Origin of the sequence: Streptomyces racemochromogenes (genome assembly GCF_044129415.1) — a bacterium.
Taxonomy (GTDB): Bacteria; Actinomycetota; Actinomycetes; order Streptomycetales; family Streptomycetaceae; genus Streptomyces; species Streptomyces racemochromogenes_A.
On sequence record NZ_JBBDHD010000057.1, the window covers coordinates 1 to 23,126 of the forward strand.

At 73.6% G+C, this 23,126-nt stretch carries 21 protein-coding genes; 7 read left to right on the plus strand and 14 right to left on the minus strand.

Annotated features, from left to right (window positions below):
- Nucleotides 1-114: 114 nt before the first annotated feature.
- The 6 genes from cobT to WDV06_RS21255 all read right to left on the minus strand — a co-directional run bounded on the left by cobT (nucleotide 115) and on the right by WDV06_RS21255 (nucleotide 9,072).
- Nucleotides 115-3,921 carry a nicotinate-nucleotide--dimethylbenzimidazole phosphoribosyltransferase gene (gene cobT, locus WDV06_RS21230; protein ID WP_395511341.1) on the minus strand — a complete coding sequence of 1,269 codons (3,807 nt, stop codon included), beginning with the start codon at nucleotides 3,919-3,921 and terminating at the stop codon, nucleotides 115-117.
- A gap of 244 nt (nucleotides 3,922-4,165) precedes the next feature.
- Entirely contained in the window at nucleotides 4,166-5,377 is a 1,212-nt protein-coding gene (cbiE, locus tag WDV06_RS21235) for a precorrin-6y C5,15-methyltransferase (decarboxylating) subunit CbiE (protein ID WP_395511342.1), read from the minus strand.
- A 60-nt stretch (nucleotides 5,378-5,437) separates the two neighbouring features.
- Nucleotides 5,438-6,169 carry a GNAT family N-acetyltransferase gene (locus WDV06_RS21240; protein ID WP_395511343.1) on the minus strand — a complete coding sequence of 244 codons (732 nt, stop codon included), beginning with the start codon at nucleotides 6,167-6,169 and terminating at the stop codon, nucleotides 5,438-5,440.
- A 191-nt stretch (nucleotides 6,170-6,360) separates the two neighbouring features.
- Nucleotides 6,361-7,224 carry a MetQ/NlpA family ABC transporter substrate-binding protein gene (locus tag WDV06_RS21245; protein WP_395511344.1) on the minus strand — a complete coding sequence of 288 codons (864 nt, stop codon included), beginning with the start codon at nucleotides 7,222-7,224 and terminating at the stop codon, nucleotides 6,361-6,363.
- A 115-nt stretch (nucleotides 7,225-7,339) separates the two neighbouring features.
- A complete protein-coding gene (locus tag WDV06_RS21250) occupies nucleotides 7,340-8,008 on the minus strand; it encodes a methionine ABC transporter permease (protein ID WP_042812822.1) in 669 nt (222 codons plus the stop codon).
- Nucleotides 8,005-9,072: a methionine ABC transporter ATP-binding protein gene (locus WDV06_RS21255; RefSeq protein WP_395511345.1), complete on the minus strand. Its 1,068-nt coding sequence runs from the start codon at nucleotides 9,070-9,072 to the stop codon at nucleotides 8,005-8,007. The genes WDV06_RS21250 and WDV06_RS21255 overlap by 4 nt, the downstream gene beginning before the upstream one ends.
- A gap of 573 nt (nucleotides 9,073-9,645) precedes the next feature.
- On the opposite strand from WDV06_RS21255, the gene WDV06_RS21260 reads away from it, so the two are divergent.
- Both WDV06_RS21260 and WDV06_RS21265 read left to right on the plus strand, forming a co-directional pair.
- A complete protein-coding gene (locus WDV06_RS21260) occupies nucleotides 9,646-10,014 on the plus strand; it encodes a hypothetical protein (protein ID WP_079425147.1) in 369 nt (122 codons plus the stop codon).
- The gene (locus tag WDV06_RS21265; protein ID WP_395511346.1) at nucleotides 10,007-10,423 is read left to right on the plus strand and encodes a hypothetical protein; all 417 of its coding nucleotides are present in this window, start codon (nucleotides 10,007-10,009) and stop codon (nucleotides 10,421-10,423) included. Before WDV06_RS21260 ends, WDV06_RS21265 begins: the two co-directional genes overlap by 8 nt.
- A 30-nt stretch (nucleotides 10,424-10,453) precedes the next feature.
- Here the strand turns inward: WDV06_RS21265 and WDV06_RS21270 are convergent, their stop codons facing one another.
- From WDV06_RS21270 to WDV06_RS21280, 3 genes are all read right to left on the minus strand, one after another.
- Complete coding sequence (locus WDV06_RS21270; protein WP_395511347.1) at nucleotides 10,454-10,960, minus strand: GNAT family N-acetyltransferase; 507 nt, start codon at nucleotides 10,958-10,960, stop codon at nucleotides 10,454-10,456.
- A 36-nt stretch (nucleotides 10,961-10,996) separates the two neighbouring features.
- On the minus strand, nucleotides 10,997-11,521 hold the full coding sequence (locus WDV06_RS21275; RefSeq protein WP_395511348.1) for a sigma-70 family RNA polymerase sigma factor: 525 nt from the start codon (nucleotides 11,519-11,521) through the stop codon (nucleotides 10,997-10,999).
- Between the two features lie 73 nt (nucleotides 11,522-11,594).
- A complete protein-coding gene (locus WDV06_RS21280; protein WP_395511349.1) occupies nucleotides 11,595-12,755 on the minus strand; it encodes a glycerophosphodiester phosphodiesterase in 1,161 nt (386 codons plus the stop codon).
- Nucleotides 12,756-13,053: 298 nt separating this feature from the next.
- Here WDV06_RS21280 and WDV06_RS21285 point away from each other — a divergent pair, with 298 nt between their 5' ends.
- Nucleotides 13,054-13,674, plus strand: a complete 621-nt coding sequence (locus WDV06_RS21285; protein ID WP_395511377.1) for a lysophospholipid acyltransferase family protein — start codon at nucleotides 13,054-13,056, stop codon at nucleotides 13,672-13,674.
- 9 nt (nucleotides 13,675-13,683) lie between these two features.
- Here the strand turns inward: WDV06_RS21285 and WDV06_RS21290 are convergent, their stop codons facing one another.
- From WDV06_RS21290 to WDV06_RS21300, 3 genes are all read right to left on the minus strand, one after another.
- Nucleotides 13,684-15,177 carry a membrane-associated oxidoreductase gene (locus WDV06_RS21290; protein WP_395511350.1) on the minus strand — a complete coding sequence of 498 codons (1,494 nt, stop codon included), beginning with the start codon at nucleotides 15,175-15,177 and terminating at the stop codon, nucleotides 13,684-13,686.
- A gap of 69 nt (nucleotides 15,178-15,246) precedes the next feature.
- The gene (locus tag WDV06_RS21295; protein ID WP_395511351.1) at nucleotides 15,247-16,791 is read right to left on the minus strand and encodes an MFS transporter; all 1,545 of its coding nucleotides are present in this window, start codon (nucleotides 16,789-16,791) and stop codon (nucleotides 15,247-15,249) included.
- The gene (locus WDV06_RS21300; RefSeq protein WP_395511352.1) at nucleotides 16,791-17,339 is read right to left on the minus strand and encodes a TetR/AcrR family transcriptional regulator; all 549 of its coding nucleotides are present in this window, start codon (nucleotides 17,337-17,339) and stop codon (nucleotides 16,791-16,793) included. Before WDV06_RS21300 ends, WDV06_RS21295 begins: the two co-directional genes overlap by 1 nt.
- A gap of 89 nt (nucleotides 17,340-17,428) precedes the next feature.
- On the opposite strand from WDV06_RS21300, the gene WDV06_RS21305 reads away from it, so the two are divergent.
- Both WDV06_RS21305 and WDV06_RS21310 read left to right on the plus strand, forming a co-directional pair.
- Complete coding sequence (locus WDV06_RS21305) at nucleotides 17,429-17,941, plus strand: HAD domain-containing protein (RefSeq protein WP_395511353.1); 513 nt, start codon at nucleotides 17,429-17,431, stop codon at nucleotides 17,939-17,941.
- Between the two features lie 67 nt (nucleotides 17,942-18,008).
- Nucleotides 18,009-18,428 carry a hypothetical protein gene (locus WDV06_RS21310; protein ID WP_395511354.1) on the plus strand — a complete coding sequence of 140 codons (420 nt, stop codon included), beginning with the start codon at nucleotides 18,009-18,011 and terminating at the stop codon, nucleotides 18,426-18,428.
- Between the two features lie 71 nt (nucleotides 18,429-18,499).
- Here WDV06_RS21310 and argH read toward each other — a convergent pair whose 3' ends face one another.
- A complete protein-coding gene (gene argH / locus WDV06_RS21315; RefSeq protein WP_395511355.1) occupies nucleotides 18,500-19,927 on the minus strand; it encodes an argininosuccinate lyase in 1,428 nt (475 codons plus the stop codon).
- A 262-nt stretch (nucleotides 19,928-20,189) separates the two neighbouring features.
- Between argH and WDV06_RS21320 the strand changes: the two genes are divergently transcribed.
- Both WDV06_RS21320 and WDV06_RS21325 read left to right on the plus strand, forming a co-directional pair.
- On the plus strand, nucleotides 20,190-21,731 hold the full coding sequence (locus tag WDV06_RS21320; protein ID WP_395511356.1) for a HEAT repeat domain-containing protein: 1,542 nt from the start codon (nucleotides 20,190-20,192) through the stop codon (nucleotides 21,729-21,731).
- A gap of 159 nt (nucleotides 21,732-21,890) precedes the next feature.
- On the plus strand, nucleotides 21,891-22,577 hold the full coding sequence (locus WDV06_RS21325; protein WP_395511378.1) for a L,D-transpeptidase family protein: 687 nt from the start codon (nucleotides 21,891-21,893) through the stop codon (nucleotides 22,575-22,577).
- Nucleotides 22,578-22,585: 8 nt separating this feature from the next.
- On the opposite strand, the gene WDV06_RS21330 is transcribed toward WDV06_RS21325, so the two are convergent.
- Nucleotides 22,586-23,125 carry an arginine repressor gene (locus WDV06_RS21330; RefSeq protein ID WP_395511357.1) on the minus strand — a complete coding sequence of 180 codons (540 nt, stop codon included), beginning with the start codon at nucleotides 23,123-23,125 and terminating at the stop codon, nucleotides 22,586-22,588.
- Between the last annotated feature and the right edge of the window lies 1 nt (nucleotide 23,126).

The following is a 23,126-nucleotide window of genomic DNA, read 5'->3' on the forward strand; positions in this document are numbered from 1 at the left end:
GAAAGACTCGTATGTCCAGGGAGGCGTAGTGATCGATCCTGGCAACAGCACCACGAGCACCAGTGACACCGGCCCCGGGGGGCCCCCCCCCCCGGCCCCGCGCGGGGGTGCCGCCTACTTCTCCGTCACGCCCGCCGAGTCGAACGTGGCCACCTCGTGCATCGCGCGGGCCGCGCTCTGGACGAGGGGGAGCGCCAGGAGGGCGCCCGTGCCTTCGCCGAGGCGGAGGTCCAGGTCGACCAGGGGGCGCAGGCCCAGCTTGTTCAGGGCGGCCACGTGGCCCGGTTCCGCGCTGCGGTGGCCCGCGATGCAGGCCGACAGGGCTTCGGGGGCGATGGCGCGGGCCACCAGGGCGGCCGCGCCCGCGCTCACTCCGTCCAGGATGACCGGCGTGCGCAGCGAGGCGCCGCCGAGGATCAGGCCGACGATCGCCGCGTGCTCCAGGCCGCCGATCGCTGCCAGGACGCCGATCGGGTCGTTCAGGTCGGGCTGGTGGAGCTCCAGGGCGCGGCGGACCACGTCGACCTTGCGGGCGTGGGTCTCGTCGTTGATGCCGGTGCCCCGGCCGGTGACCTCCGCCGGGTCGACGCCCGTGAAGACGGAGATCAGGGCAGCGGACACGGTCGTGTTCGCGATGCCCATCTCGCCCGTCAGGAGCGCCTTGTTGCCGGCGGCGACGAGGTCGCGCGCGGTCTCGATGCCGACCTCGATGGCCGCGATCGCGTCCTCGCGGGTCATCGCGGGGCCGGCGGACAGGTCGTCGGTGCCCGGGCGGACCTTGCGGGGCAGCAGCCCCGGCGTGGCGGGCAGGTCGCCCTTCACGCCGACGTCCACGACGCACACCTCGGCGCCGACCTGGTTGGCGAAGGCGTTGCAGACGGCTCCGCCGCCCAGGAAGTTGGCCACCATCTGCGTGGTGACCTCCTGGGGCCAGGGGGTGACGCCCTGGGCGTGGACGCCGTGGTCGCCGGCGAAGATCGCGACGGCGGCCGGTTCCGGGATCGGCGGCGGGCAGACCCGCGACAGGCCCGCCAGCTGCGCGGAGATGATCTCCAGCATGCCGAGCGCGCCCGCGGGCTTCGTCATGCGCTTCTGCCGCTCCCAGGCCTCGCCGAGCGCCTTCGCGTCCAGCGGGCGGATGCTGGCGACGGTGTCGGAGAGCAGGTCGTGCGGGGCCTCGCCGGGCAGCGCGCGGCGCCCGTACGTCTCCTCGTGCACGACCCAGGCCAGCGGGCGCCGCTGGGCCCAGCCCGCCTGCATCAGCTCCGGCTCCTCGGGGAACTCGTCCACGTAGCCGACGCACAGGTAGGCGACGACCTCCAGGTGCTCGGGGAGGCCGAGGGCGCGGACCATCTCGCGCTCGTCGAAGAAGCTCACCCAGCCCACGCCGAGGCCTTCGGCGCGCGCGGCGAGCCAGAGGTTCTCGACGGCGAGGGCGGAGGAGTAAGGGGCCATCTGCGGCTGGGTGTGCCGGCCGAGGGTGTGGCGGCCGCCGCGGGTGGGGTCCGCGGTGACGACGATGTTCACCGGGGTGTCGAGGATGGCCTCGATCTTCAGTTCCTTGAACTGCTTGGCCCGGCCCTTGGGCAGCGACTTGGCGTAGGCCTCGCGCTGGCGCTGGGCGAGCTCGTGCATCGTGCGGCGGGTCTCCGCCGACCGGATGACCACGAAGTCCCAGGGCTGGGAGTGGCCGACGCTCGGGGCGTGGTGGGCGGCCTCCAGGACGCGCAGCAGCACCTCGTGCGGGATCGGGTCGGTGCGGAAGCCGTTGCGGATGTCGCGGCGCTCGCGCATGACGCGCAGGACGGCTTCGCGCTCGGCGTCGGCGTAGCCGGGGGCCGGCTCGCCGACGGAGGGCCGGGGTTCGGCGGGGGCCTCGGCGGCGGGCTCGCCGTCGGCGGGGGCGGGCTGCGCCTCGGCGGAGTCCGGGGCCTGCTCGGCCGGTACGTCGGCCTGCGGGGCGGGGTCGGCCTGCGGGGCCGGGGCCTCGGGGGCGTCGGCGGCCTGGACCACCGCTTCCGCGGGGGCCTCCGGCTGGGCCGGGGTCTCCACGCCCTCGGGGGCCTGCGCGGCGGCGGGCTCAGGGGTGCCGGGCGCGCCCTCGACGGCCGGAGCCGCCTCACCGGGCGCGGGGGCACCGTCGGCGGCGGCGGCCGCCTCGGGCGCGGGGACGGGCTCGGGGGCGGCGGCCGTCTGGGTGGCGACGGCGCCCTCGGGAGCGGCGGCGGCTTCCGGCGCCGGAACGGCCTGCGGTACGGCGGCGGCCGCCTCCGCATCCTGGACCGGGGCCTGGCCGTCGCCCACGGGCTGCCCCTCGGCGAGACCCTGGCCCTGGCCTTCGGCGACGGGCCCGCCCTCGGCGACGGGGTGACCGTCCGTCACGGGCCCGCCCTCGGCCGGAGCCTGGCTTTCGGCGACGGGGCCTCCCTCGGCCGCGGGGCCTCCCTCGGCGACGGGCCGGCCGCCCGCCACGGGCTGGCCCTCTGCCGCCGGCTGGGCGTCGGCCGCGGCCTGACCGCCCACCAGGGGCTGCCCGTCGGCCACTGCCTGGGCCCCGGCCGCCGGCTGTCCTTCGACCACCGGCTGGCCCTCGACCACGGCCTGACCGCCCGCAGCGGCCTGGTTCTCGGTGGGCTGCCCCTCCACCACCGGCTGGCCCTCCACCACGGCCTGACCACCCGCAGCGACCTGGTTCTCGGCTCCGGGCCGGCCCTCGGCCACCGACTGGCCGTCACCCGGGACCTGAGCGCCCACCAGGGGCCGGCCGTCGCCCGCGGCCTGTCCTTCGGCCACCGGCTGTCCTGCGGCCGCCGGAAGGCCTTCGGGGCCGGCCTGGCCGCCGCCCGCGGGCAGGCTCTCGGCCACGGCAGCCTGGCCCTCGGCCACGGCCTGGCCGTCGGCCGGCCCCCGGGCGGCCTGCTCGGCGCCGGGACCGGTCGTCGGCTCCGTCGTCCAGGGGGCTCCGGCCTGCGGCGGGATCTCGCCCAGCTGCGGGGCGGCCGGGGCCGCAGGAGTCTCCGCGGCCGGGGCGTCCAGGTACTCGGGCCCCGCGGCGGATACGACCTGCCCGCCCGGCACCGGCTCGGGCGCGCCCGGCGTCGCCTGCGCGGCGGCCTGCGGCTGCGCGGCGCCCGCGCCCGCGTCCGGGCCGGTCTGCGCCACGGGAGCGGCGGCGACGGCCTGGGCCGGCGGTACGACGGCGGCGGCGGGCGGGACCGGCATCGGCTGCGCGACGGGCGCGGCGGGGCCCCGGTCCGCGAGGGACCGTACGACTCCGCCGGTGGCGTCGGGCACGGGCGGGCCCATGTGCAGGGGCCGGCGGGGCGGGCTCGCGGGGGCGGCGTGCGGCACCTGGCCGGTCGCGGCGGCGGCCGGCGGTACGACGAGGCCGCCGAGGTCCAGGGAGCCGGAGTCACGGCCGCCGGTCTCGTGCGCGCCCGCGCTGTACGCGGCGGGGTCGGCGAAGCCCTCGGGGGCCGCGGCGTCGGGGAAGCCGAGCTGCCGGCCGGCGAGGGAGTGGTCCTGTACCGGCTGGCCCGGCATGGCGTAGCCCTGCTCCGGGAAGCCGAGGTGCCCGGGCTCGGGGTAACCGGCGGCCTGGGGCTGTGCCTGGGGCTGGGGGTACTCGCCCTGCGGGTATTCGGTGTAGCCCTGGTCGGCGGGGAACTCTCCGGGGAAGGCGGGGGCCTGCGGGACCACCTGCGGGTCGCTCCAGGCACCGCCCTGCCCGTGGCCGCTGGGCATCAGCAGCAGTTCCTCGTCCTCGGCGGGGTCGTCGACGAGGTCCTGGAAGGCGTAGCCGGCCGGGGGCATCGGCGGCAGCGGGGGCATCTGCGGGACCGGAGCGGGAACGCCCTGCTGATCCACCATGCCCGCGTTGTCCGGGTGACCCTCGCCCGGGACCTGGCCGGTGTCAGTCATGCTTACCCCTCGCCCATCGGTGTTGCCTCTTCGCCTCTTCGATCGCCCGGCGCCCTGGTGGCCCGACGAGCGGGGTCGCCGCGCGGCGCGACGGCTCGCGTACGCCCGCACGACAACTCCTGAGCATTGTCGCGCTCGTCGGCCAAAGTGTCGGCCGGAAACCGGCACGGTCCGCTGTGGACTGCGCCACGTCGTGCGCCTGCCTGGCGGTACGACGATCGGCCAGCCTACCCCGGGCCCGCTGTCAGCGGTTCACGGGGCGTTCGGCTGCCAGCAGGAACACGACCGAACGCTCCTGTTCGGCCCAGGTCCTGGTGTCGAGGCCCACGGACTGGAGGAGGGCGCACTCGACGGCGTACCCGTGTTCGGTGAGGGTGCGTCCGATGGCCTCCGCCTGGTCCCGGGTGGAGGCGTGGCTGACGATCCGTTCGGGGCGGCGGTCGGCGACCGCGGCGACGACCTCGGCGCCGCCTCCCCCGACCCGTACGACATCGGGTTCGGGCAGGTTCTCCAGTACGAGGGGGGCGCGGCCCGCGACGACCTGGATCTGTACACCGCGCTCGCGGGCCGCGGCCGTTACGCGTTCGCAGGCGCGTGGGTCGGCGTCGACGGCGATGACGGCGGCCCCGAACGCGGCGGCTTCGACGGCCAGGGCTCCGTGGCCGGCGCCGATGTCCCAGACGAGGTCGCCGGGACGGGGGCCGAGGCGGGCGAGCTGGGCGGCGCGCAGGTGCGCCGACTCTCCTTCCCCGGCGCCGGGGTCGGCGAGGGGGCGGGCCCAGCCGCGTCCGGCGGCGGGGGCCTGGGCGGGGTGCTGGCCGAGGAGCCAGGGGGTGTCGGCGGCGGCCTGTCCCGTGCCGCCGATGACGATGACGACGTTGGGGTCGCGCCAGGTGTGGTCGGCGGCGGCGTCGGAGGTGAGGACGGTGACGCGTTCGCGGTCGGTGCCGAGTTCCTCGCAGATGACGAAGGTCCGGTGGACCCCTTCGAGGAGCAGGGCGAGTTCGGCGGGGCCGGCGCCGGGCGAGGTGAGGACGGCGACCTTGGTGCGGGCCCGGCAGACGTTGACGGCGCGGCGCAGGGTACGGGGGTGGGCGACGACGACCTGGGCGTCGTCCCAGGGCATTCCGGCGCGGGCGAAGGCGGCGGCGACGGAGGAGACGGCGGGGACGACCTCGACTTCCAGGCCGTGTTCGGGGGCGCGCAGGGTGCGGACGACGCCGAAGAAGCCGGGGTCGCCGTCCGCGAGGACGACGGCGGTGCCGCGGTGGCCGGCGATGCGGCGGGCGGCGAGGCCGAGGCTGCCGAGGCGGATGCGTTCGGCGCCGGGCGGGACTTCGGGAAGCGCGAGGTGGTGGGCGGCGCCGGCCACGAGGGTGGCCGCGGAGAGCGCGGACCGGGCGGCCGCGGTCAGGGGGGAGCCGTCCCAGCCGATCACCGTGACCCGGTCGGCCATCGTCGTCAGTCTCCTGGGGTGGGGGCAGGCGAAGTTTCGTCGGGGTCGCGCGGTTCGAGACTACCTGGTCACGGGTCGGTTCCGGTCCGCGGTGACGACGTGGGCCGGGTGGCTGCCGCGGGCCTCGCGGGCCTGGCGCGCCTCGCGGCTGTCGTAGGTGTCGTAGGCACCGTAGGCGCCGTAGGTCTCGTCGTAGGCGGCGGCGTCGTCTTCGTCGAGGTCCTCGGGGAGCAGGCTCCAGACGATGAGGTCGGTGCGGGTGTCGGCCCAGCTGCCGTCGGCGGCCTGGGTGCGGACGGTCCAGGCGTTGCGCAGGACGCCTTCGCTGATGCAACCGATCTTCTGGGCGACCTGCTGGGCGGCCGTGTTGTCGGCGGGGGTGCGCAGTTCGAGTCTCTCGAACTGCTGCTCGCGGAAGAGCCAGCGGGCGACGGCGAGGACGGATTCGCTGGCGTAGCCCTCGCCGCGGGCCCAGGGGGCGGTGACGTAGCGGATCTCGGTGGCGCGGGTGCGCCAGTCGGTGTCGCGGAGGTGGACGCTGCCGACGAGGCGGTGGGTGAGGAACTCGGCGACGGCGAAGACGATGCCGTGTCCGGCGGTGCGTTCGGCGTGGGACCGGTCGGTGGCCCAGGCGTGGGCGTCGGTGAGGGTGTAGGGGTGCGGTGCCGGCGTCCAGGCGGTGACCTGCTCGTCGTTCATCATCTCGGCGAGCGCGGTGACGTCCTCCTCCTCGAAGGGGCGCAGCACCAGCCGGTCCGTGCTGATGGTGACGTCCGGGAAGGTGGTAGTCATGCGCAGCTCCATGCCTGAGACGGACCGTTTTGGCGGGTCGTAGGCCACAGCATGCAGCATCGGCCCGGGGATGTGCAGGGCCGGGCTGCCCGGAAGCGGGCAGCCTCCGGGCAGACCGAGGCCCCGCGTGCCCGGGAGGGTGCGCGGGGCCGGGAATCCGGCGTCGGCCAGGCGGTTCGCCGGGTGGTCCGTCAGGCGGCCGGGGTGCCGAAGGCCGGGATGACCGAGCCCTGGTACTTCTCCTCGATGAACTTCTTGACCTCGTCGGAGTTCAGGAGCTTGGCGAGCTTCTGGATGCGCGGGTCGTTCTGCTTGCCGTCCTTGACCGCCAGGAAGTTGGCGTACGGGTTGCCCTCGGCCTTCTCCAGGACCAGGGCGTCCTTGGCGGGCGCGAGGTTGGCCTCCAGCGCGTAGTTGCCGTTGATGACGGCGGCGTCCACGTCGTTCAGGGCGCGCGGGACCGTGGCGGCCTCCAGCTCCTTGAACTCCAGGCCCTTCTTGTCCGTGATGTCGGAGAGCTTGGCGCTGGTGCCGACGCCGTCCTTGAGGGTGATCAGCTTGTTGGCGGCGAGCAGCTGGAGCGCGCGGCCCTCGTTGGTGGTGTCGTTGGGGACGGCGATGGTCTGGCCGGCCTTGATGTCGGTGAGGGCCTTGACCTTCTTGGAGTAGAGGCCGAGGGGCTCCAGGTGCACGTTCACGACGGGCACGATGTGGGTGCCGTTCTTCTTGTTGAAGTCGTCGAGGTACGGCTTGTGCTGGAAGTAGTTGCCGTCGACCTGGCCCTGCTCGGTGGCGGTGTTGGGCAGGACGTAGTCCGTGAACTCCTTCACCTCCAGCTTGAGGCCCTCCTTGGCCGCCAGCTTGTCCTTGACGAAGTTCAGGATGTCGGCGTGGGGGCTCGGGGAGGCCGCGATGACGAGGGGCTTGCTCTCGTCGGTCTTGCCGCCGTCGGCCTTGGTGGAGGACGGGTCCGAGGAGCTGCCGCAGGCGGTGAGGCCGAGGGCGAGCGCGGCGGAGGCGGCGGCGAAGGCGGTGAGCTTGATGTTCTTACGCACGAAGAGTGCCTTTCTTGCGGGAACGGGTCCGGGGTGGGGACCCGCTGGTGGTGGCCCAGGCACGACAAGTGCGGGCTTTCTCGGGTGGGGAAACTCAGGGGCGCCCGGGGCGGGGTCAGGCTGTCCGGCCGCGGCGGGCGAGGACGCGCACCACGCCGTCGCCGATCAGCTGGATCACCGTGACGAGGGCGATGAGGACCACGACGGTGGCGACCATGAAGCCGGTCTCGAAGCGCTGGAAGCCGTAGGTGATGGCCTTGGAGCCGAGTCCCTCGCCGCCGACGGCGCCGGCCATGGCGGAGTAGCCGACCAGGGTGATGACGGTGGTGGTGACGGCGGCGACCAGGGAGGGCAGGGCCTGCGGCAGCAGGACCTTGCCGACGAGGGTGGGGATGCCGCCGCCCATGGACTCGACGGCTTCGATCAGGCCGTGGTCGACCTCGCGGACGGCCGTCTCGACGAGGCGGGCGAAGAAGGGGATGGCTCCGATGGCGAGCGGGACGATCATGGCGGTGGGGCCGATGAACGTGCCGACGACGGCGGTGGTGACCGGGATCAGGGCGATCAGCAGGATGATGAACGGCAGCGAGCGGCCTATGTTCACGATCACGCCGAGGGCCTTGTTGAGCGGCTGGTTGCGCAGGAGGCCGCCCTTGTCGGTGAGGACGAGGAGGATGCCGAGGGGCAGTCCGCCGAGGACGGTCACCAGGGTGGACCACAGGACCATGTAGAGGGTGTCGTACGTGCCCTGGGTGAGCAGGGGCTGCATCTCGGACCAGGTCACTTGGCACCGTCCTTGACCAGTTCGGCCAGTTCGTCGTCGATTTCGTCCGTTGCGGGGGCCGTCCCGTCGACCACGTCGACCTGGAGGCCCTGCTCGCGCAGGAAGCCGACGGGTACGACGTTGTCCTCGTAGCGGCCGGGCAGCTCGATGCGCATGCGGCCGATCTGGCGGCCGGCGACGGTGTCCATCGCGGCGCCGAGGATCGAGATGTCGATGTTGTAGGTGCGGGACAGCTGGGAGATGACCGGCTGGGTGGCGGCCTCGCCCTGGAAGGTGACGTCGACGACCGTGCGCTCCGGGCCGGTGGCGGTGCCGCTGACCGGGAAGAGTTCGGCGGCGAGCTCGGAGCCGGGGGTGGCGAGCAGCTCGGCGACGGTGCCGGATTCGATGATCCGGCCCTTCTTCATCAGGGCGGCGGAGTCGCAGATGCTCTTGACGACGTCCATCTCGTGCGTGATGAGCAGGACGGTGAGGCCGAGCTGGCGGTTGAGGTCGCGCAGGAGCTGGAGGATGGAGCGGGTGGTCTCGGGGTCGAGGGCGCTGGTGGCCTCGTCGGAGAGGAGCACCTTGGGGTCGCCGGCCAGGGCGCGGGCGATGCCGACCCGCTGCTTCTGGCCGCCGGAGAGCTGGGTGGGGTAGGCCTTGGCCTTGTCGGCGAGGCCGACGAGGTCGAGGAGCTCCAGGGCCTTGCGGGAGCGTTCGCGGCGGTCGACGCCGAGGATCTCCAGGGGGAGCTCGATGTTGGCCTGGACGGTCCGGGAGGACAGCAGGTTGAAGTGCTGGAAGACCATGCCGATACGGCTGCGGGCCTCGCGGAGCTCCTTGCCGGCGCGCCGGCCGCGGCCGGCGAGGGCGGTGAGCTCGACGCCGTCGACCGTGACGGTGCCGGTGGTGGGGCGTTCCAGCAGGTTCACGCAGCGGATGAGGGAGGACTTGCCGGCGCCGCTCTGGCCGATGACTCCGTAGACCTCGCCCTCGCGGACGTGGAGGTCGACGCCGTCCAGGGCGGTGACCTCGCGGCCACGGGACTGGTAGACCTTCGTAAGGCCCGATGTGGTGATCACAGGATTTCCGTCGCTGTCGAGTGCACGGCGTGCGGGACCGTGCACGGGGCATACATCTGGGGACGCGATACGGGTCGAACCGTCACAAAGGAGGCGTGTCGACACGTGCGCGGGGCTGGAGCGGTCCGGACCGGAGGTCAGCGGTGACCTGGACGGCGGAGTGGCTCGCCTCGTCTCGCTTCGGGGCGCGAGACCGCGGGGGAAGGGGCCCTCAGAAGGCGCACATTCGACACATACAACGAGCACCGGGCGTCATCGTCGCCTCGGTCGCAAGGGTGCGGCTGCTCGTCGTGGTCATGGGCCCCAGTAAAGCAGACGTGCCGGTTCACCGATCAATGCTGTCCGCATAGCGGACGAATTCTGGCCGCATTCCGGACTGCGGGGGTGGTCTCCGGCGCTCCGTCCCGAGGCGGCCGGACCCGCTCCGGACCAGTCGCGACAAGGCCGGGAGGGCTGTCGCGAGGGGGCCGGGGCGGGGCCGGGCGGCGGTCCCGGTTGTGGCCAAGGCCACGGCCGGCGGCCCGGCGGCGCCCCGTGCGCGGCCGGGTACGGGGGCCGTAATACCCTCGCAGCATGCTCGACGCCCTGACGGCCGCCCTCGGCGTGGCCGCACTCGCCCTCGCCGCCTGGTGCGGCCACGCCGTATGGCGGGACCAGCCGACCAAGGACTGGCACTTCATCGGCATGGCCGTGGTGACCCTGCTGGCGCTGGCCCAGCTGGTGGTCGGCCTGGTCCAGCTGGGCCGGGGCGAGAAGCCGGAGCAGGGCACGGTGCTCTTCGTGGCCTATCTGGTGGGCGCCTTCGCGGCGGTCCCGGCGGCCGGGCTGCTCTCGCTGACCGAGCGCACCAAGTGGGGTTCGGTGACGGTGGCCGCGGGCGCGGTCGTCCTCGCCGTGCTCGAAGTGCGCCTCTACGACATCTGGGGATCCGCCGGTGCCTGACACGACGACCGCCTCGCCGGAGGCCCGCAAGCGGCTGGTGTCCGGGCCGGGGCTGCTGCTGGTGTGGCTCTACGGGGTCATGGTGGTCGGCGCGGTCTCGCGTTCGGCGTACCAGATCTCCACCGCGTTCGACCGGGCGCCGCTGGCGTACTCCCTTTCGGGGGCGGCGGCGCTGGTCTACGCGTTCATCACGTACTCGCTCGTGCGCGGCGGCGACCGGGCCCGGCGGGCGGCACTGGTGTGCTGCGGCGCCGAGCTCGCGGGCGTGCTGGCCGTGGGGACCTGGACGCTGGTCCGGCCCGAGGCCTTCCCCGACGCGACCGTCTGGTCGGACTTCGGGATGGGCTACCTGTTCATCCCGGTGGTCCTTCCGGTCACCGGGATGCTCTGGCTGCGCGCCAAGCGCTGACGCGGGGCCCTCGGCGCGGCGACCGAGGGGTCAGGCGCTGACGGTGTAGTCGGCGGGGACCTCGGCGTCCTTCTCCAGGATCACCAGGTGCACGCCGTCGGAGGCGGTGCGGTTGCCGACCTGCGCGTAGCCGGCCTTGCGGTAGAGCCGCAGGTTCGACTCGCTCTTGTGTCCGGTGTGCAGGCGGAAGCGGGTGGTGCCGCCGTGCCCGGCGAGGGCTTCCTCGACCGCGCGCAGCAGCCGGGCGCCGAGGCCGTGGCCCTGGAGGCGGGGGTGTACGCACAGCTTGGCGATGCTGGCCGTGCCGTCCTCGCCGACGCTGCCGCGCACCGTGCCCACCACCTCGTCGCCGAGCCGGGCCACGAGGACGGTGTCCTTGGCCAGCTCCTCCTTCAGGGAGTCCAGGGACTGGGTGAGCGGCTGGATGAGGTAGTTGCCGTACAGCTCGGCCTCCCGCTGGAACGCCAGGTACTGCAGCTTGAAGATCTGCTCGGCGTCTTCGGCGGCCGCCGCCGAAATGGTCACGCTCATGCCCATGTGCGCATGCCTCCCGCTCACCGGTAGCTCTCTGGTCTACCGCTCCTTTCCCCACGGGCCAGGAGCCGCAACCTCTCCGCCGAGCATTCTGCGCAGACATCCCAGGCAACGGGAACGCACAGGCCCCAAACTTCCTTGTGAGATACCCAACTCTCCTGCGATTTCACGGTAGGTGAGGTCCCTGGGCGACAGAAGTGCGGCTATCAGCTCGGGGCACCGCCCCGGCAACCGGGCGACCGCCGATCGGAGGGCGCGGTTCTGCTCCCCGTGCAGGAGGGCGTCCTCGGGCTCGTCGGCGGTGTCCGCGGGGGCCGCCCCGTACGGGACCTCGCGCCGCGCCCGCCGCCGGGCGAGCCGGGCCTCGGCGCGGACGGCCCGCCTCAGCCAGCGGGCCCGGCCTGCGGGACAGGGGCCGGGCGGGCCCTGCTCCAGCAGCCTTACCCAGACGGCCTGTTCCAGGTCGGCGGCGTCCACTCCGGCGGCGGGGGCCTCCGCGGCCGCCTCGGCGGAGAGCAGCGGGCGCATTTCCTCGATGTATTCCGGTTCGCGTCGCAGGTCCATGCCGGGCGGGACGCGGGGGCCGGGCCGGGCGGTTTCCCGGCCGGACCCGGCCCACCCGTACGTGGCCGGGGGGCTAGCGGTTGACGCCTCGTCCGGGGCGGAAGGCCTCGGCGGCGAGGAGCCCGGTGTCGGGGTTGTCGGTGAAGATGGCGTCGATGCCGAGTTCGAAGTAGCGCTTGAAGGCGCCGAAGGCGTCCCCGTAGGCGTTCGGGTCGGTGCCCTTGCGGTACTCGGCCGGCAGGAAGGCGTTCTCGTTACGGGCCGTGTAGGGGTGCAGGACGAGGCCGCGGGCGTGGGCGTCGCGCACGAGGGTGGTGGGGGTGCCGAGCCGGCCGTCCGGGGTGCGCGGGACGATGAGGTCCAGGGTGGGGCCGATGCCCTGGGCGAAGCCGGCGATCCACTTCAGGCCCTCGGGCGTGACCAGGTCGGCGACGGTCCGGGGGTCCTTGGCGGTCTCGAAGTCCCAGGGCCGGGTGTTCGCGGCGGAGAGCAGCACCACGCGCGGGGCGGAGACCAGGCGGGAGAGCCGCTGGATGCTGGATGGCTCGAAGGACTGGAGGAAGACGGCGGCGTTGCGCCCGTCGCGGCCGTAGCGGCGCAGCAGGGCGGCGAGGGGCTCCTCCAGGCCGAGGCCGAGGCCGCGGAAGTAGGTGGGGTGCTTGGTCTCGACGTGCAGCCAGACCCGCTTGCCGCGCCGCTTGCCCTCGCGGTCGGCCCAGCGGAGCACCTCTTCGAAGGTGGGGACGGCCCAGCGGCCGTCGTAGAGGGTGTTGCGCTGGCGGATGGCCGGAATGCGTTCCTTGGCGCGCAGGGTGCGCAGCTCGGCGAGGGTGAAGTCCTCGGTGAACCAGCCGGTGACGGAGACCCCGTCGACGGTCTTGGTGGTGCGCCGTCCGGCGAACGCGGGGTGGTCGGCGACGTCGGTGGTGCCGCCGATCTCGTTCTCGTGGCGGCAGACCAGGTGGCCGTCCTTGGTGGGGACGAGGTCCTGTTCGATGACGTCGGCGCCGAGGTCGAGGGCCAGCTGGTAGGAGCCGAGGGTGTGCTCGGGCCGGTAGCCGCTGGAACCCCGGTGGCCGATGACCAGGGGGACGGGCAGGTCGCGGTAGCCGCCGTCGCCGCGCCCGGTCTCGGTCGCGGCGGCGGTCCCGGCGGCGAGCGTGCTCATTCCGGTGCCGGCCGCGAGGACCGCGGCCCCCAGGACGGTGCGCCGGGCTGTCCCACCTTGCGTCATCAGTGCCACTCCTTGTTCGGAATCGATCGGAAAGCGCTCGGCTTCTTTTGGAAATCGGCGAGCCGATGGTAGGCAAGGGGGGTGGATGACGGGTGGGCTCGCGCGGAACATGGCGGAAACACACGTCAACACCGCGTATCCACCTCGTGAACCCGATGTGCGATCAGAGCTGACCCGCGAGTATCGTCCTCACCTGCACTACCGCCGTGTGGTGCGAAAACCGCTTTTCGATGCCGGAGGGCTCACGTTGTTCCGTACCGCGCTCATCAAGGCCACCGCCGGATCGGCCATCCGCCTGATGTTCCGCACCAGGGTGGAGGGGCTGGAGAACATTCCGGGCACCGGTCCCGTGATCCTGGCGGGCAATCACCTGACCTTCATCGACTCGATGATCCTGCCGATGGTGTGCGACCGCACCGTCCACTTCATCGGCAAGGACGAGTACGTGACGGGCAAGGGCATCAAGGGCCGGCTGATGGCCTGGTTCTTCACCGGAGCCGGCATGATCCCCGTGGACCGGGACGGCGCCAACGGCGGCGTCGCCGCGCTGATGACGGGCCGCCGGATCCTGGAGGAGGGCAAGATCTTCGGGATCTACCCCGAGGGCACCCGCTCCCCCGACGGCCGCCTCTACCGCGGCCGCACCGGCATCGCCCGCCTCACCCTGATGACGGGCGCCCCGGTGATCCCGTTCGCGGTGATCGGCACGGACAAGCTCCAGCCCGGCGGCAAGGGCATGCCCCGCCCGGGCCGGGTCACCATCCGCTTCGGCGAGCCGATGGAGTTCTCCCGCTACGAGGGCATGGACCGCGACCGCTACGTGCTGCGCGCCGTCACCGACTCGGTGATGGCCGAGGTCATGCGCCTGTCGGGCCAGGAGTACGTGGACATGTACGCGACCAAGGCGAAGGCTGCCTGAGCGCCCTCCCTACTGGCGCTGGAGTGACCGGCTGACGCCCGCCGCCGTCGTGGTGGCGAGGATCCAGCCGGTCACGACCAGCAGGTACGACAGCCACTGGTACCAGCCGCCCGGCGCGAACGCCTCCTCCTGGCCGAAGCCGATGATCGGCAGCAGCAGGTCGATCGTGTAAAAGAGCGGGTTGAAGTCGGGGGCCTCCCCCGGCTTCAGCGGCCTCGGGTGGTGCAGCCCGTACGCGATCCAGCCGGTCAGGACCAGCAGCAGGAGCCAGCCCGCCGCGCGCAGCGGCCGGAAGCCGTAGCCGACGGTGACGTCCTGGAGCAGCCCCCACAGGCGGGCGTGCCGGGGCAGCGTGTGCCGGTGCCGGCGGAGCTTGGCGAGCTGGACGCTGCGGGCGGCCGCCTCGTCGCCGACGGTGCGGTAGGCGGCGGCGAGCTGCTCGTAGGCGTACGGGAGGTAGCCGGACTCCTCCCGCTCCAGCAGCGGCAGCCGCTGCTCGGCCGGCAGGAGCGGGTGCAGCACCCGGTAGCCGAGCCCCTCGGTGCGCACCACCGGCGGCCACGTGTCCGGTTCGGCGTAGAGCATGTCCAGCTGGCTGCGGCGCAGGTTGACGATGCCGTCGATGGGCGGGCACTTGCGCAGCCACAACTCCCCTATGGTGCAGCTGCTGGCGCGCAGGGCCACCCCGCCGGGGTTGGCGAGCCGGGCACGGGTGAGCATCAGCTGGCCGGGGACGCGGGCGCCGGTGAGGTTGAACATTCCCTCGGCCTCCAGCCGGTGGCCGCGCAGGTCGGTGCCGACGGAGACGGTCTCGGCGTGCAGGGCGATCCCGCCGGGGGCGAGGAGCCTGGCCCGGTCGAGGCTGATCTGTCCGGCGACGGTGGCGCCGTTGATGCGGAGCTGGCCGTGGACGGTGAGCCCGTCGGCGACGACGTCGGCCCCTATCTCGGCGTGGTTGAGCTGGAGCGGGGGCTCGTCGTGTTCTTCGGCGTCGGCGTCGGGTTCCACCCCGGCGGCCGGGCGGATCACCGCGTCCTGGAGGAAGAGGCCGCCCGCGAGCCGGGCCCCGGCGAGGCGGACGGGCCCGGTGACGCGGCAGCCGCTCAGCCGGAGGGCGAGGTCGACGCTGACGGTGGACGCGGTGAGTCCGGGCAGCGCCGACTGCGAGAGGCTGACGGCGCGCAGCCGGGCCCCGTACAGCTGGGGTTTGCGTTCGAACCAGCAGCCGCGGAGCCGGATCGCGTGCTCGACGTCGGCGTACTTGAGGTTGAGCTTGCCGGTGACGCGGGCGCCCTTGACGTTGAGCTCGGCGACCTGTCCCGTCACAGTGGGGCGGCCGAGCAGGAGGGCGGCGAGCACGTCGGCGCGTACGGTCCGCCCGTCCCCCCAGCCGTGTCCGTCGGTGGCGTCCTCGTCGGGGCCCTCGCGGAAGTCGACGCCTTCGCCGCGCGGGAAGGCGTCCCATACGCGGCGTTCGGCGGGGGTCAGGTCGGTGATCTCCATCGCCGGGATGGTGTCCCGGGCCCCGACGGGCTGTCAACTCCGCACGGGGCAACGCTCCCTGGCGTCGGGTCAGTGCTCCACGCCGTCCTGGAGCTCCTGCCCCTTCAGCAGGAACCAGGCCGCGACGGCGGTGGCGAGCAGGACGGCCGCGCCGACGCCGGAGGCGAGCCGCAGCCCGTCCACGAAGGCCTCCTGGGCCGCGCCGACCATGGTGTGGGCGGTCTGCGGGTCCAGGACCGTGGCGGCTTCGACGGCTCCGCCGAGGGACTCGTGGGCCGCGTCGGCCACCTGGGCCGGGACCGAGGCCGGGGCGGTGAAGCCCTGGTAGACGCCGGTGACGATGGAGCCGAGGAGGGCGATGCCGAGGGCCGCGCCCAGCTCGTAGGCGGTCTCGGAGACGGCCGAGGCCGAGCCGGCCTGCTCCTTGGGCACGCTGGAGAGGATCACGTCCGCGGTGACCGTGAAGGAGAAGCCCGCGCCGAGGCCGACGCCGAGCAGGGCCGCGCCGAGCAGCGGGTAGCCGCTGTCGGGGTGGATCAGGGTGAGGGCGGCCAGGGCCACGCCGATGGCGGCCAGACCGCCGGACACGATGACCCGCACCGAGTACCGGCGGGCGTATCGTCCGGCGACGAGACCGGTGAAGACCGCGCCGACGGCGGCGGGCAGTTCGGCCAGGCCCGCCTCCAGGGGGTCGCGTCCCTGCACCAGCTGGAGGAACTGGGAGAGGAAGAAGACCAGGCCGGAGAGACCGAAGACGGTCAGCAGGTCGGCGAGGACGGCGCCGGAGAAGCCGCGGTGCCTGAAGAGCCGCATGTCGAGCAGCGGCGAGTCCAGGGTGAACTGGCGGCGCACGAAGCCGTACAGGCAGCCGACGCCGAGGACGGCGGCGGCCCCGACGCCCCAGGTCGGGCCGTGGGTGGCGACTTCCTTGACGGCGTAGACCACGCCGATGACACCGACGAGGGAGAGGGCGACGCTGAACAGGTCCCAGGGGCCGGCGACCGGGTTCCTGGACTCGGGCAGCAGCCTGACGCCGACGACGACCAGGACGGCCATCACGGGCAGGTTGATGAGGAAGACCGAGCCCCACCAGAAGTGCTGGAGCAGGGCCCCGCCGACGACCGGTCCGACGGCCGCGCCGGCGGAGGCGGTGGCGCCCCAGATGCCGATGGCGAGGCTGCGCTCCTTGGGGTCGTGGAAGATGTTGCGGATCAGCGCGAGGGTGGACGGCATCAGGGTGGCGCCGGCGACGCCGAGCAGCGCCCGGGCCACGATCATCATCTCGGGGCTGGTGGCGTAGGCGTTCAGGACGGAGACGGCGCCGAAGGCGGTGGCGCCGAGCAGCAGCAGCTTCTTGCGGCCGATGCGGTCGCCGAGGGAGCCCATGGAGACGAGCAGGCCGGCGATGACGAAGGAGTAGATGTCACCGATCCACAGCAGCTGGGTGCCGGACGGCTTGAGGTCCTCACTGAGGGAGGGGGTGGCGAGGCCGAGTACGGTGGCGTCGACCGCGACCAGCAGCACGGCCAGGACGAGCACGGAGAGCGCCAGCCAGCGTCCGCGGCCCTTTCCCTCCGCTCCCGTCAGGCGGTCCAGCTGTTCGGTCCTGGTCATCACTCCACGCTCCGTCGTGCGCCACCGAGCAGCAGCTCGATGATCATGTATTGGAAGTCCTTGGCCGCGACCCGGCCGTCCATGACGGCCCAGGCGCAGGTGCCGATGAGGCCGTAGAGGGCCTCGGTGAGCCAGGCCGGGCTCAGGTCGATGCGGATGTCGCCCTCCTGCTGCCCGCGCCGGAAGAGCGCGCCGACACGGGCGTCGAGGCGGGCCCAGCCCTCGTTGATCTGGTCGCCCTCGAAGAGCTGGTTCTCGGTGACGAGGAAGGCCAGCAGCTGGGCGTCCGGCTCGGTCTCGGCGACGAGGCGGTGCAGGGCCTCCACGGCCGTGCCCTCGTCGAGGCGGGCCCGGTCGAAGGCGATCTCGAAGCGGCGGATGCCGAACTCCTCAAGGGCCCGTACGAGGGCGTCGCGCCCGGCGAAGTGCCGGTGGAGGGTCGCCCGGCCGATTCCGGCGGCGCGGGCCACCTCGTCCATCGTCGCGGTCGACTTGCGGGAGAGCAGGGCCGCCGCGTCGCGGAGCACCTGGTCACGATCCATGGCCATGAGACAACCATACCCCAAATGAGACGTCAATGTCTCACTCCCGAGAAAACGGGCTGCCGGACAGGCGGCCGGGAAGGAAACCTGTGCGCATGAAGCCGCTGCTGCTGATCGACGTCGACGGACCGCTGAACCCCTACGGCGCCCAGCCCGAGCGCCGCCCGGAGGGCTACACCACCCACCGCATGCGCCCCACGGGCTTCACGGAGGGCAAGCCGCTGCGGGTCTGGCTCCACCCGGGCCACGGGGCCGAGCTGCTCGCGCTGGCGGACGCCTACGAGCTCGTCTGGGCCACCACCTGGAAGGGCGAGGCCAACGAGTGGATAGGCCCGCGCCTCGGCCTGCCCCGGCTGCCGTTCATCGACTGGCCGGTGATGCACGGCCGGGCGCCGCGCGGCACGTTCTGGAAGACGCAGTACGTCCTGGAGTACGCGGGCGCGCGGCCCTTCGCCTGGGTCGACGACGACATCACGGCCATGGACCGCGAGTACGTCGGACAGCGTCACCCGGCACACGCACTGCTGATGCACGTGGACGAGCGGATCGGGCTGACCCGGCCGGACTTCGACGCACTGGCGGCCCGGGCCGATGATCAGACCTCTTGATCTCTTCGGGTGAACCCTCGTGACCAGGTCTTATGTGCGTCGTCGGGGAGACGGAAGAGTCCTCCCCATGAACGGATCGAGGAAGCTGGCCCTCGGGGCCGCGGCGATGGCACTCACGATCGGCGGCGCGTTCGCCGTCACCTCGGCCTCGGCGGAGCCGACACGCACCGGGAAGGCCGCGGCGACGTCCACCGCCTTCGCCAAGGTCCGCGCGGACGGGGTGATCCTGGCCTGGTCCGGCATGAACAGCGTCCAGCACGTCGGCACCGGACGCTACCTCCTGTCCACGAACACCGACATCACCTACTGCGCCCTGCTGGGCACGGTCAACAAGAACAACTTCGACGACCCCGGCCCGGGCAGCTCCTCCATCCTGGTCGGCCAGGCCGGCCCCACGACCATCTTCATCCGCACCGCGACGCCGTCCTCCGGCGGCAGCCGGGCCGTGGACGACGACCGGCCGTTCTCGGTCAGCGTCGTCTGCTGACCCCCTGGTACGCGCCGGAGGGGCGGTACGCACCGGCGCGGGTGCGTACCGCCCCTCAGGGCGTTCGACGGCTACTGCTTGTGCGTCGCCCAGGCGTGCTGGATGACCAGGTCGGCCTTGAGCTCGGTGAGCTGGACCGCCACCGCCGACGGGGCGGTGCCGCCGCGGCCGTTGCGGGAGGCCAGGGCGCCGGGGACGTTGAGGACGGTGCGGACCTCGGGGGTCAGGTGCTCCGAGATCTTCGCGAACTGGGCGTCGGTGAGCTCGTCGAGCTCGATGCCCTCGGCCTCGCAGACCTTGACGCACTCGCCGGCCACCTCGTGCGCCACCCGGAAGGGCACGCCCTGCTTGACCAGCCACTCCGCGATGTCGGTCGCGAGGGAGAAGCCCGCCGGTGCCAGCTCCTCCATCCGCTCCCGGTTGACCGTGAGCGTGGCCATCATGCCGGTGAAGGCCGGCAGCAGCACCTCCAGCGTGTCGCAGGAGTCGAAGACGGGCTCCTTGTCCTCCTGGAGGTCCCGGTTGTAGGCAAGGGGCAGCGCCTTGAGCGTGGCCAGCAAACCCGTCAGGTTGCCGATGAGCCGGCCCGACTTGCCGCGCGCCAGCTCCGCGATGTCCGGGTTCTTCTTCTGCGGCATGATCGAGGAGCCGGTGGAGAAGGCGTCGTGGAGGGTGACGAAGGAGAACTCCTTCGTGTTCCACAGGATGATCTCCTCGGCGATCCGGGACAGGTTGATCCCGATCATCGCGGTGACGAAGGCGAACTCGGCGACGAAGTCGCGCGAGGCCGTGCCGTCGATCGAGTTGCCCACCGAGCCGCGCTCGAAGCCCAGGTCGGCGGCGACCGCCTCGGGGTCCAGGCCGAGCGAGGAGCCGGCCAGGGCGCCCGAGCCGTACGGGGAGACGGCGGTACGGGTGTCCCACTGCCGCAGCCGCTCGGCGTCCCGGGACAGGGACTGCACGTGGGCCAGCACGTGGTGGGCGAACAGGACGGGCTGGGCGTGCTGGAGGTGGGTCCGGCCGGGCATCGCCACGTCCGGGTGCGCCTCGGCCAGGCCGACCAGCGCGTCCTGGAGGTCGGCGATCAGGCCGCCGATGATCCGCGCGTGGTCGCGCAGGTACATCCGGAAGAGCGTGGCCACCTGGTCGTTGCGCGAGCGCCCGGCCCGCAGCTTGCCGCCGAGGTCCGCGCCGAGCCGCTCCAGCAGGCCCCGCTCCAGGGCGGTGTGGACGTCCTCGTCGGCGACGGTCCCGACGAAGGAGCCGTCGGCCACGTCGGCCTCCAGCCGGTCGAGGCCCGCGATCATGCGGTCGAGTTCCTCGGCCGTGAGCAGCCCGGCCTTGGCAAGCACGCGGGCGTGGGCGCGGGAGCCGGCGATGTCGTAGGGCGCCAGGCGCCAGTCGAAGTGGACCGACGCGGACAGCTTCGCGAGGGCCTCCGAAGGGCCGTCGGCGAACCGGCCGCCCCAGAGCCGGACGTCACCGTTGTTGCTGCTCACAGCTACTGCTCCTCATGAGGTGGAAGTGGCCGGCCTCCCCGCCGCGGAGGACGCGGGGAGGCCGACCGGGTACAGCGTCAAACGATTCAGGCGGGGTCGCGACGCGCGGCGGTCCACGGCAAGAACAAGCATAACTATGCATTGCTCCGTATGTTTCGTCAATCGAGTTCGGTTCCCCCGGCGCTGACCAGGTCGTATATCGAGGGCGGAGGCCGGGAGCAGGCGCCTACCATCAGGGAGGGATTCCAGCCGGGGAGGGCATGTGGGAAGCGCGGCCGAGGACGCCGCCCGGGGGCGGGGCGTGGCGCGGGAGCTGGTGTACGGGAACACCGCCCTGGTGGCCGGCCTGCTCGTCGGCAACGGGCCGGAGGCCTGGATCGCCTTCGACCGGGAGGTGCGCCGCCTCCAGCGGTTCCCCGGGGTGTCCACCGGCCGGCTGGAGGCGCGGCTGTGCCACCCCGACGGGCGGATCCGCGCGAAGGCGCTCGCCGCCTGGCGCAACCCGCCGGCCGAGCTCGTCCTGATCCGATGTGCCGACTGGGCCCCGCAGGTGCGCGAGCGGGCCCGCAGGGTGCTGGGCCGGGTGCTGGCCCACCACCCCGTCCGCACCCGGGACCGGGCCCGCCGGGCGCTGAACCGGCCGGTGGCCGACGACCCCGCCCTCGTCCTGGCCGCGCTCACCCCGCTCACGCTGCGGCTGGGCGGGCGCGAGCACGGCGGCTGGGCGGTGGACCAGCTGGAGGCCGCACTCGCCGGCCGGTACTCCTCCCTCGCCGCGTGGTGGCGCCCCGGGCTGCCCTCGACGACCTGGAGCTGGAACTCGCTCACCCCCGGGCAGCGCGCGGGCATGCTGGAGCGCCTGGGCCGCAGCACCGACCTGCCCACCCGGCGTTTCGCCGCCCGGGTGGCCCTCGCCGCCGGCCGGTACGGGGCGCAGGAGCTCGCCCTGCGGGCCGCCGCCGAGCCGGATCCGGCGGCCGGCCGGCTGTGGACCGACGCCGCCCTGGCGGCGATGGCCGCCGACGGGCCGGACGACGCGGTGGTGGACGCCCTGCTGGCCTCGCGGTTCCCGCCCGTGCGGGCCGCAGGGGTGACCGCCCTGCGCCGGGCCGGGCGGGCGGCGGAGGCCGAGCGGTTCCTCGCCGACCGGGCAGGGTCGGTGCGGGCCTGCGCCCGCTGGCTGCTGCGCCAGGACGGCGGGGACCCGTACGCCCGCTACCGGGCGCTGCTGGCCGACCCGGAGCGGGTGAGCGGGTACGCGGTGGCCGGCTTCACCGAGGTGGCCGGGCCGGACGACGTGCCGGTGCTGCGCGGCCTGCTGGAGCATCGCGACGGGACGGTACGGGCCGCGGCCCTGGCGGGGCTGCGGCGGTTCGGCGCCGAGGTCGCCGACCCGGTGCTGCTCGCGCTGCTGGAGGGCCCGTCGGCTTCGGCGGCCCGTGAGGCCGCGCTGCACCTGATGCCGGTGGCCCGGCGGCTGGACGCGGCCGCGTTGGCCGCCCGTACCGGCCGGGAGTGGCGCCCGCACACCCGCAGGGCCGCCTTCCGGCTGCTCCAGGGCCGGGGCGGAAGCGCCGAACTGCGGGCCTCGGTGGCCCTGTTGGACCACCCGGACCCCGGTACGCGGCGCTGCGCCCGGCAGCGGGTGGCCGGCTGGAACTGGCTCGCGACCCTGGACGAGGGCGCGGCGGCCCAGGCGGAGCTGGGCGGGCTGCTGGCGCGGGCGGCCGACCTGCTGGGCGCCCTCGAACTGCGGCTGGCCCACGCCCCCGGGGACCTCCCGGGGCGAGCCCCCCGCCCCTGACACCACCGTCCCGATGGGACCGCCGGTGCGGGCCGGGACCGGGGGCCGGGCCGGGCGGGTGGTGCGGGCCGTATGGATCGTGTCCGGGGCGTCCGATCGGGTCCCGCCGGCCTGTCCGCGCCACTCCGGGGCCCGTCCGCCCGTACCGTCCGGCATGTGCTGCGCAACGCTCTCCTCGCCGGTTCGCTGCTGCTCGCCGGCCTGTGGCCGCACGGCCCCGGTCCGCTGCCCGAACGCCTCGCCGACACCGGCGGCGGCAGCCAGCTGATCACCGCCGTCGCCCCCGCCCCCGGGTCCACCACCGGGGTGCTGACCTGGTGGGACCGGCGTGCGGGCCGGTGGTACGAGGCCGGCCGCGCGCCCGCCCGGTTCGGCGCGAACGGTCTGACCGAGGGGGCGACGCGTGCGCAGGGCACGAACACCACCCCGGCCGGCCTGTACGACCTGCCGTACGCCTTCGGCATCGCGCACGCGCCGGCCGGGACCTCGTACGCCTACCGGCGGGTGACGGACCGTTCGTGGTGGTGCCAGGACAACGCCTCCGCCGCCTACAACCGCTGGACGGAGCCGCTGCCCGCCGACTGCTCCCCCGGCGAGTCCGAGCACCTGGCGGCCTACGGAACCCAGTACGCGCACGCGCTGGTCATCGGCTTCAACTACGAGCACCCCGTCCGCGGCCGGGGTGCGGGCATCTTCCTGCACGTCGACGGCAGGGGCGCGACGGCCGGCTGCGTCTCCGTGCCACGGGGGGCGATGCGCGAGCTGCTGCGCTGGGCGAACCCCCGCCGCACCCCCCACATCGCCATCGGGACGCAGGACGGCCCGCTGGCCGTCACCCGCTACTGAACCGGAAGCTAGCCCTCCTTCTGCGCCAGGCGCAGCATGTGGTCGGCCAGGGCCTGGCCGCCGGCCGGGTCGCGGCTGATGAGCATCAGGGTGTCGTCGCCCGCGATGGTGCCGAGGACGGCGTGCAGTTCGGCCTGGTCGATGGCCGAGGCGAGGAACTGCGCCGCCCCCGGCGGGGTGCGCAGGACCACGAGGTTCGCGGAGGCCTCGGCCGAGATCAGCAGCTCGCCGGAGAGGCGCCGCATGCGCTCCTCCTTCGCCGACTCGCCGAGCGGTGCCTGCGGGGTGCGGAAGCCGCCCTCGCTGGGGACCGCGTAGATCAGCTCGCCGCCGGTGTTGCGGATCTTCACCGCGCCCAGCTCGTCGAGGTCGCGGGAGAGCGTCGCCTGGGTGACGCTCAGCCCGTCGTCGGCGAGCAGCTTGGCCAGCTGGCTCTGGGAGCGGACCGGCTGCCGGTTGAGGATGTCCACGATCCGGCGGTGGCGGGCGGTGCGGGTCTGCGGTACGGAGGGGCCGCCGTTCTGATCGTGCTCCTGCGCCTGGCTCATC

What these genes read in the sequence shown, in the direction of transcription:
- WDV06_RS21305 (WP_395511353.1), top strand. Translation starts at nt 17,429, where the DNA reads ATGAAGCCGCTGCTGCTGATCGACGTCGACGGACCGCTGAACCCCTAC.
- WDV06_RS21285 (WP_395511377.1), top strand. Translation starts at nt 13,054, where the DNA reads ATGTTCCGCACCAGGGTGGAGGGGCTGGAGAACATTCCGGGCACCGGT.
- WDV06_RS21290 (WP_395511350.1), bottom strand. Translation starts at nt 15,177, where the DNA reads ATGGAGATCACCGACCTGACCCCCGCCGAACGCCGCGTATGGGACGCC.
- WDV06_RS21300 (WP_395511352.1), bottom strand. Translation starts at nt 17,339, where the DNA reads ATGGCCATGGATCGTGACCAGGTGCTCCGCGACGCGGCGGCCCTGCTC.
- WDV06_RS21270 (WP_395511347.1), bottom strand. Translation starts at nt 10,960, where the DNA reads ATGGGCATGAGCGTGACCATTTCGGCGGCGGCCGCCGAAGACGCCGAG.
- WDV06_RS21280 (WP_395511349.1), bottom strand. Translation starts at nt 12,755, where the DNA reads ATGACGCAAGGTGGGACAGCCCGGCGCACCGTCCTGGGGGCCGCGGTC.
- WDV06_RS21260 (WP_079425147.1), top strand. Translation starts at nt 9,646, where the DNA reads ATGCTCGACGCCCTGACGGCCGCCCTCGGCGTGGCCGCACTCGCCCTC.
- cobT (WP_395511341.1), bottom strand. Translation starts at nt 3,921, where the DNA reads ATGACTGACACCGGCCAGGTCCCGGGCGAGGGTCACCCGGACAACGCG.
- WDV06_RS21310 (WP_395511354.1), top strand. Translation starts at nt 18,009, where the DNA reads ATGAACGGATCGAGGAAGCTGGCCCTCGGGGCCGCGGCGATGGCACTC.
- WDV06_RS21240 (WP_395511343.1), bottom strand. Translation starts at nt 6,169, where the DNA reads ATGACTACCACCTTCCCGGACGTCACCATCAGCACGGACCGGCTGGTG.
- WDV06_RS21330 (WP_395511357.1), bottom strand. Translation starts at nt 23,125, where the DNA reads ATGAGCCAGGCGCAGGAGCACGATCAGAACGGCGGCCCCTCCGTACCG.
- WDV06_RS21275 (WP_395511348.1), bottom strand. Translation starts at nt 11,521, where the DNA reads ATGGACCTGCGACGCGAACCGGAATACATCGAGGAAATGCGCCCGCTG.
- WDV06_RS21295 (WP_395511351.1), bottom strand. Translation starts at nt 16,791, where the DNA reads ATGACCAGGACCGAACAGCTGGACCGCCTGACGGGAGCGGAGGGAAAG.
- cbiE (WP_395511342.1), bottom strand. Translation starts at nt 5,377, where the DNA reads ATGGCCGACCGGGTCACGGTGATCGGCTGGGACGGCTCCCCCCTGACC.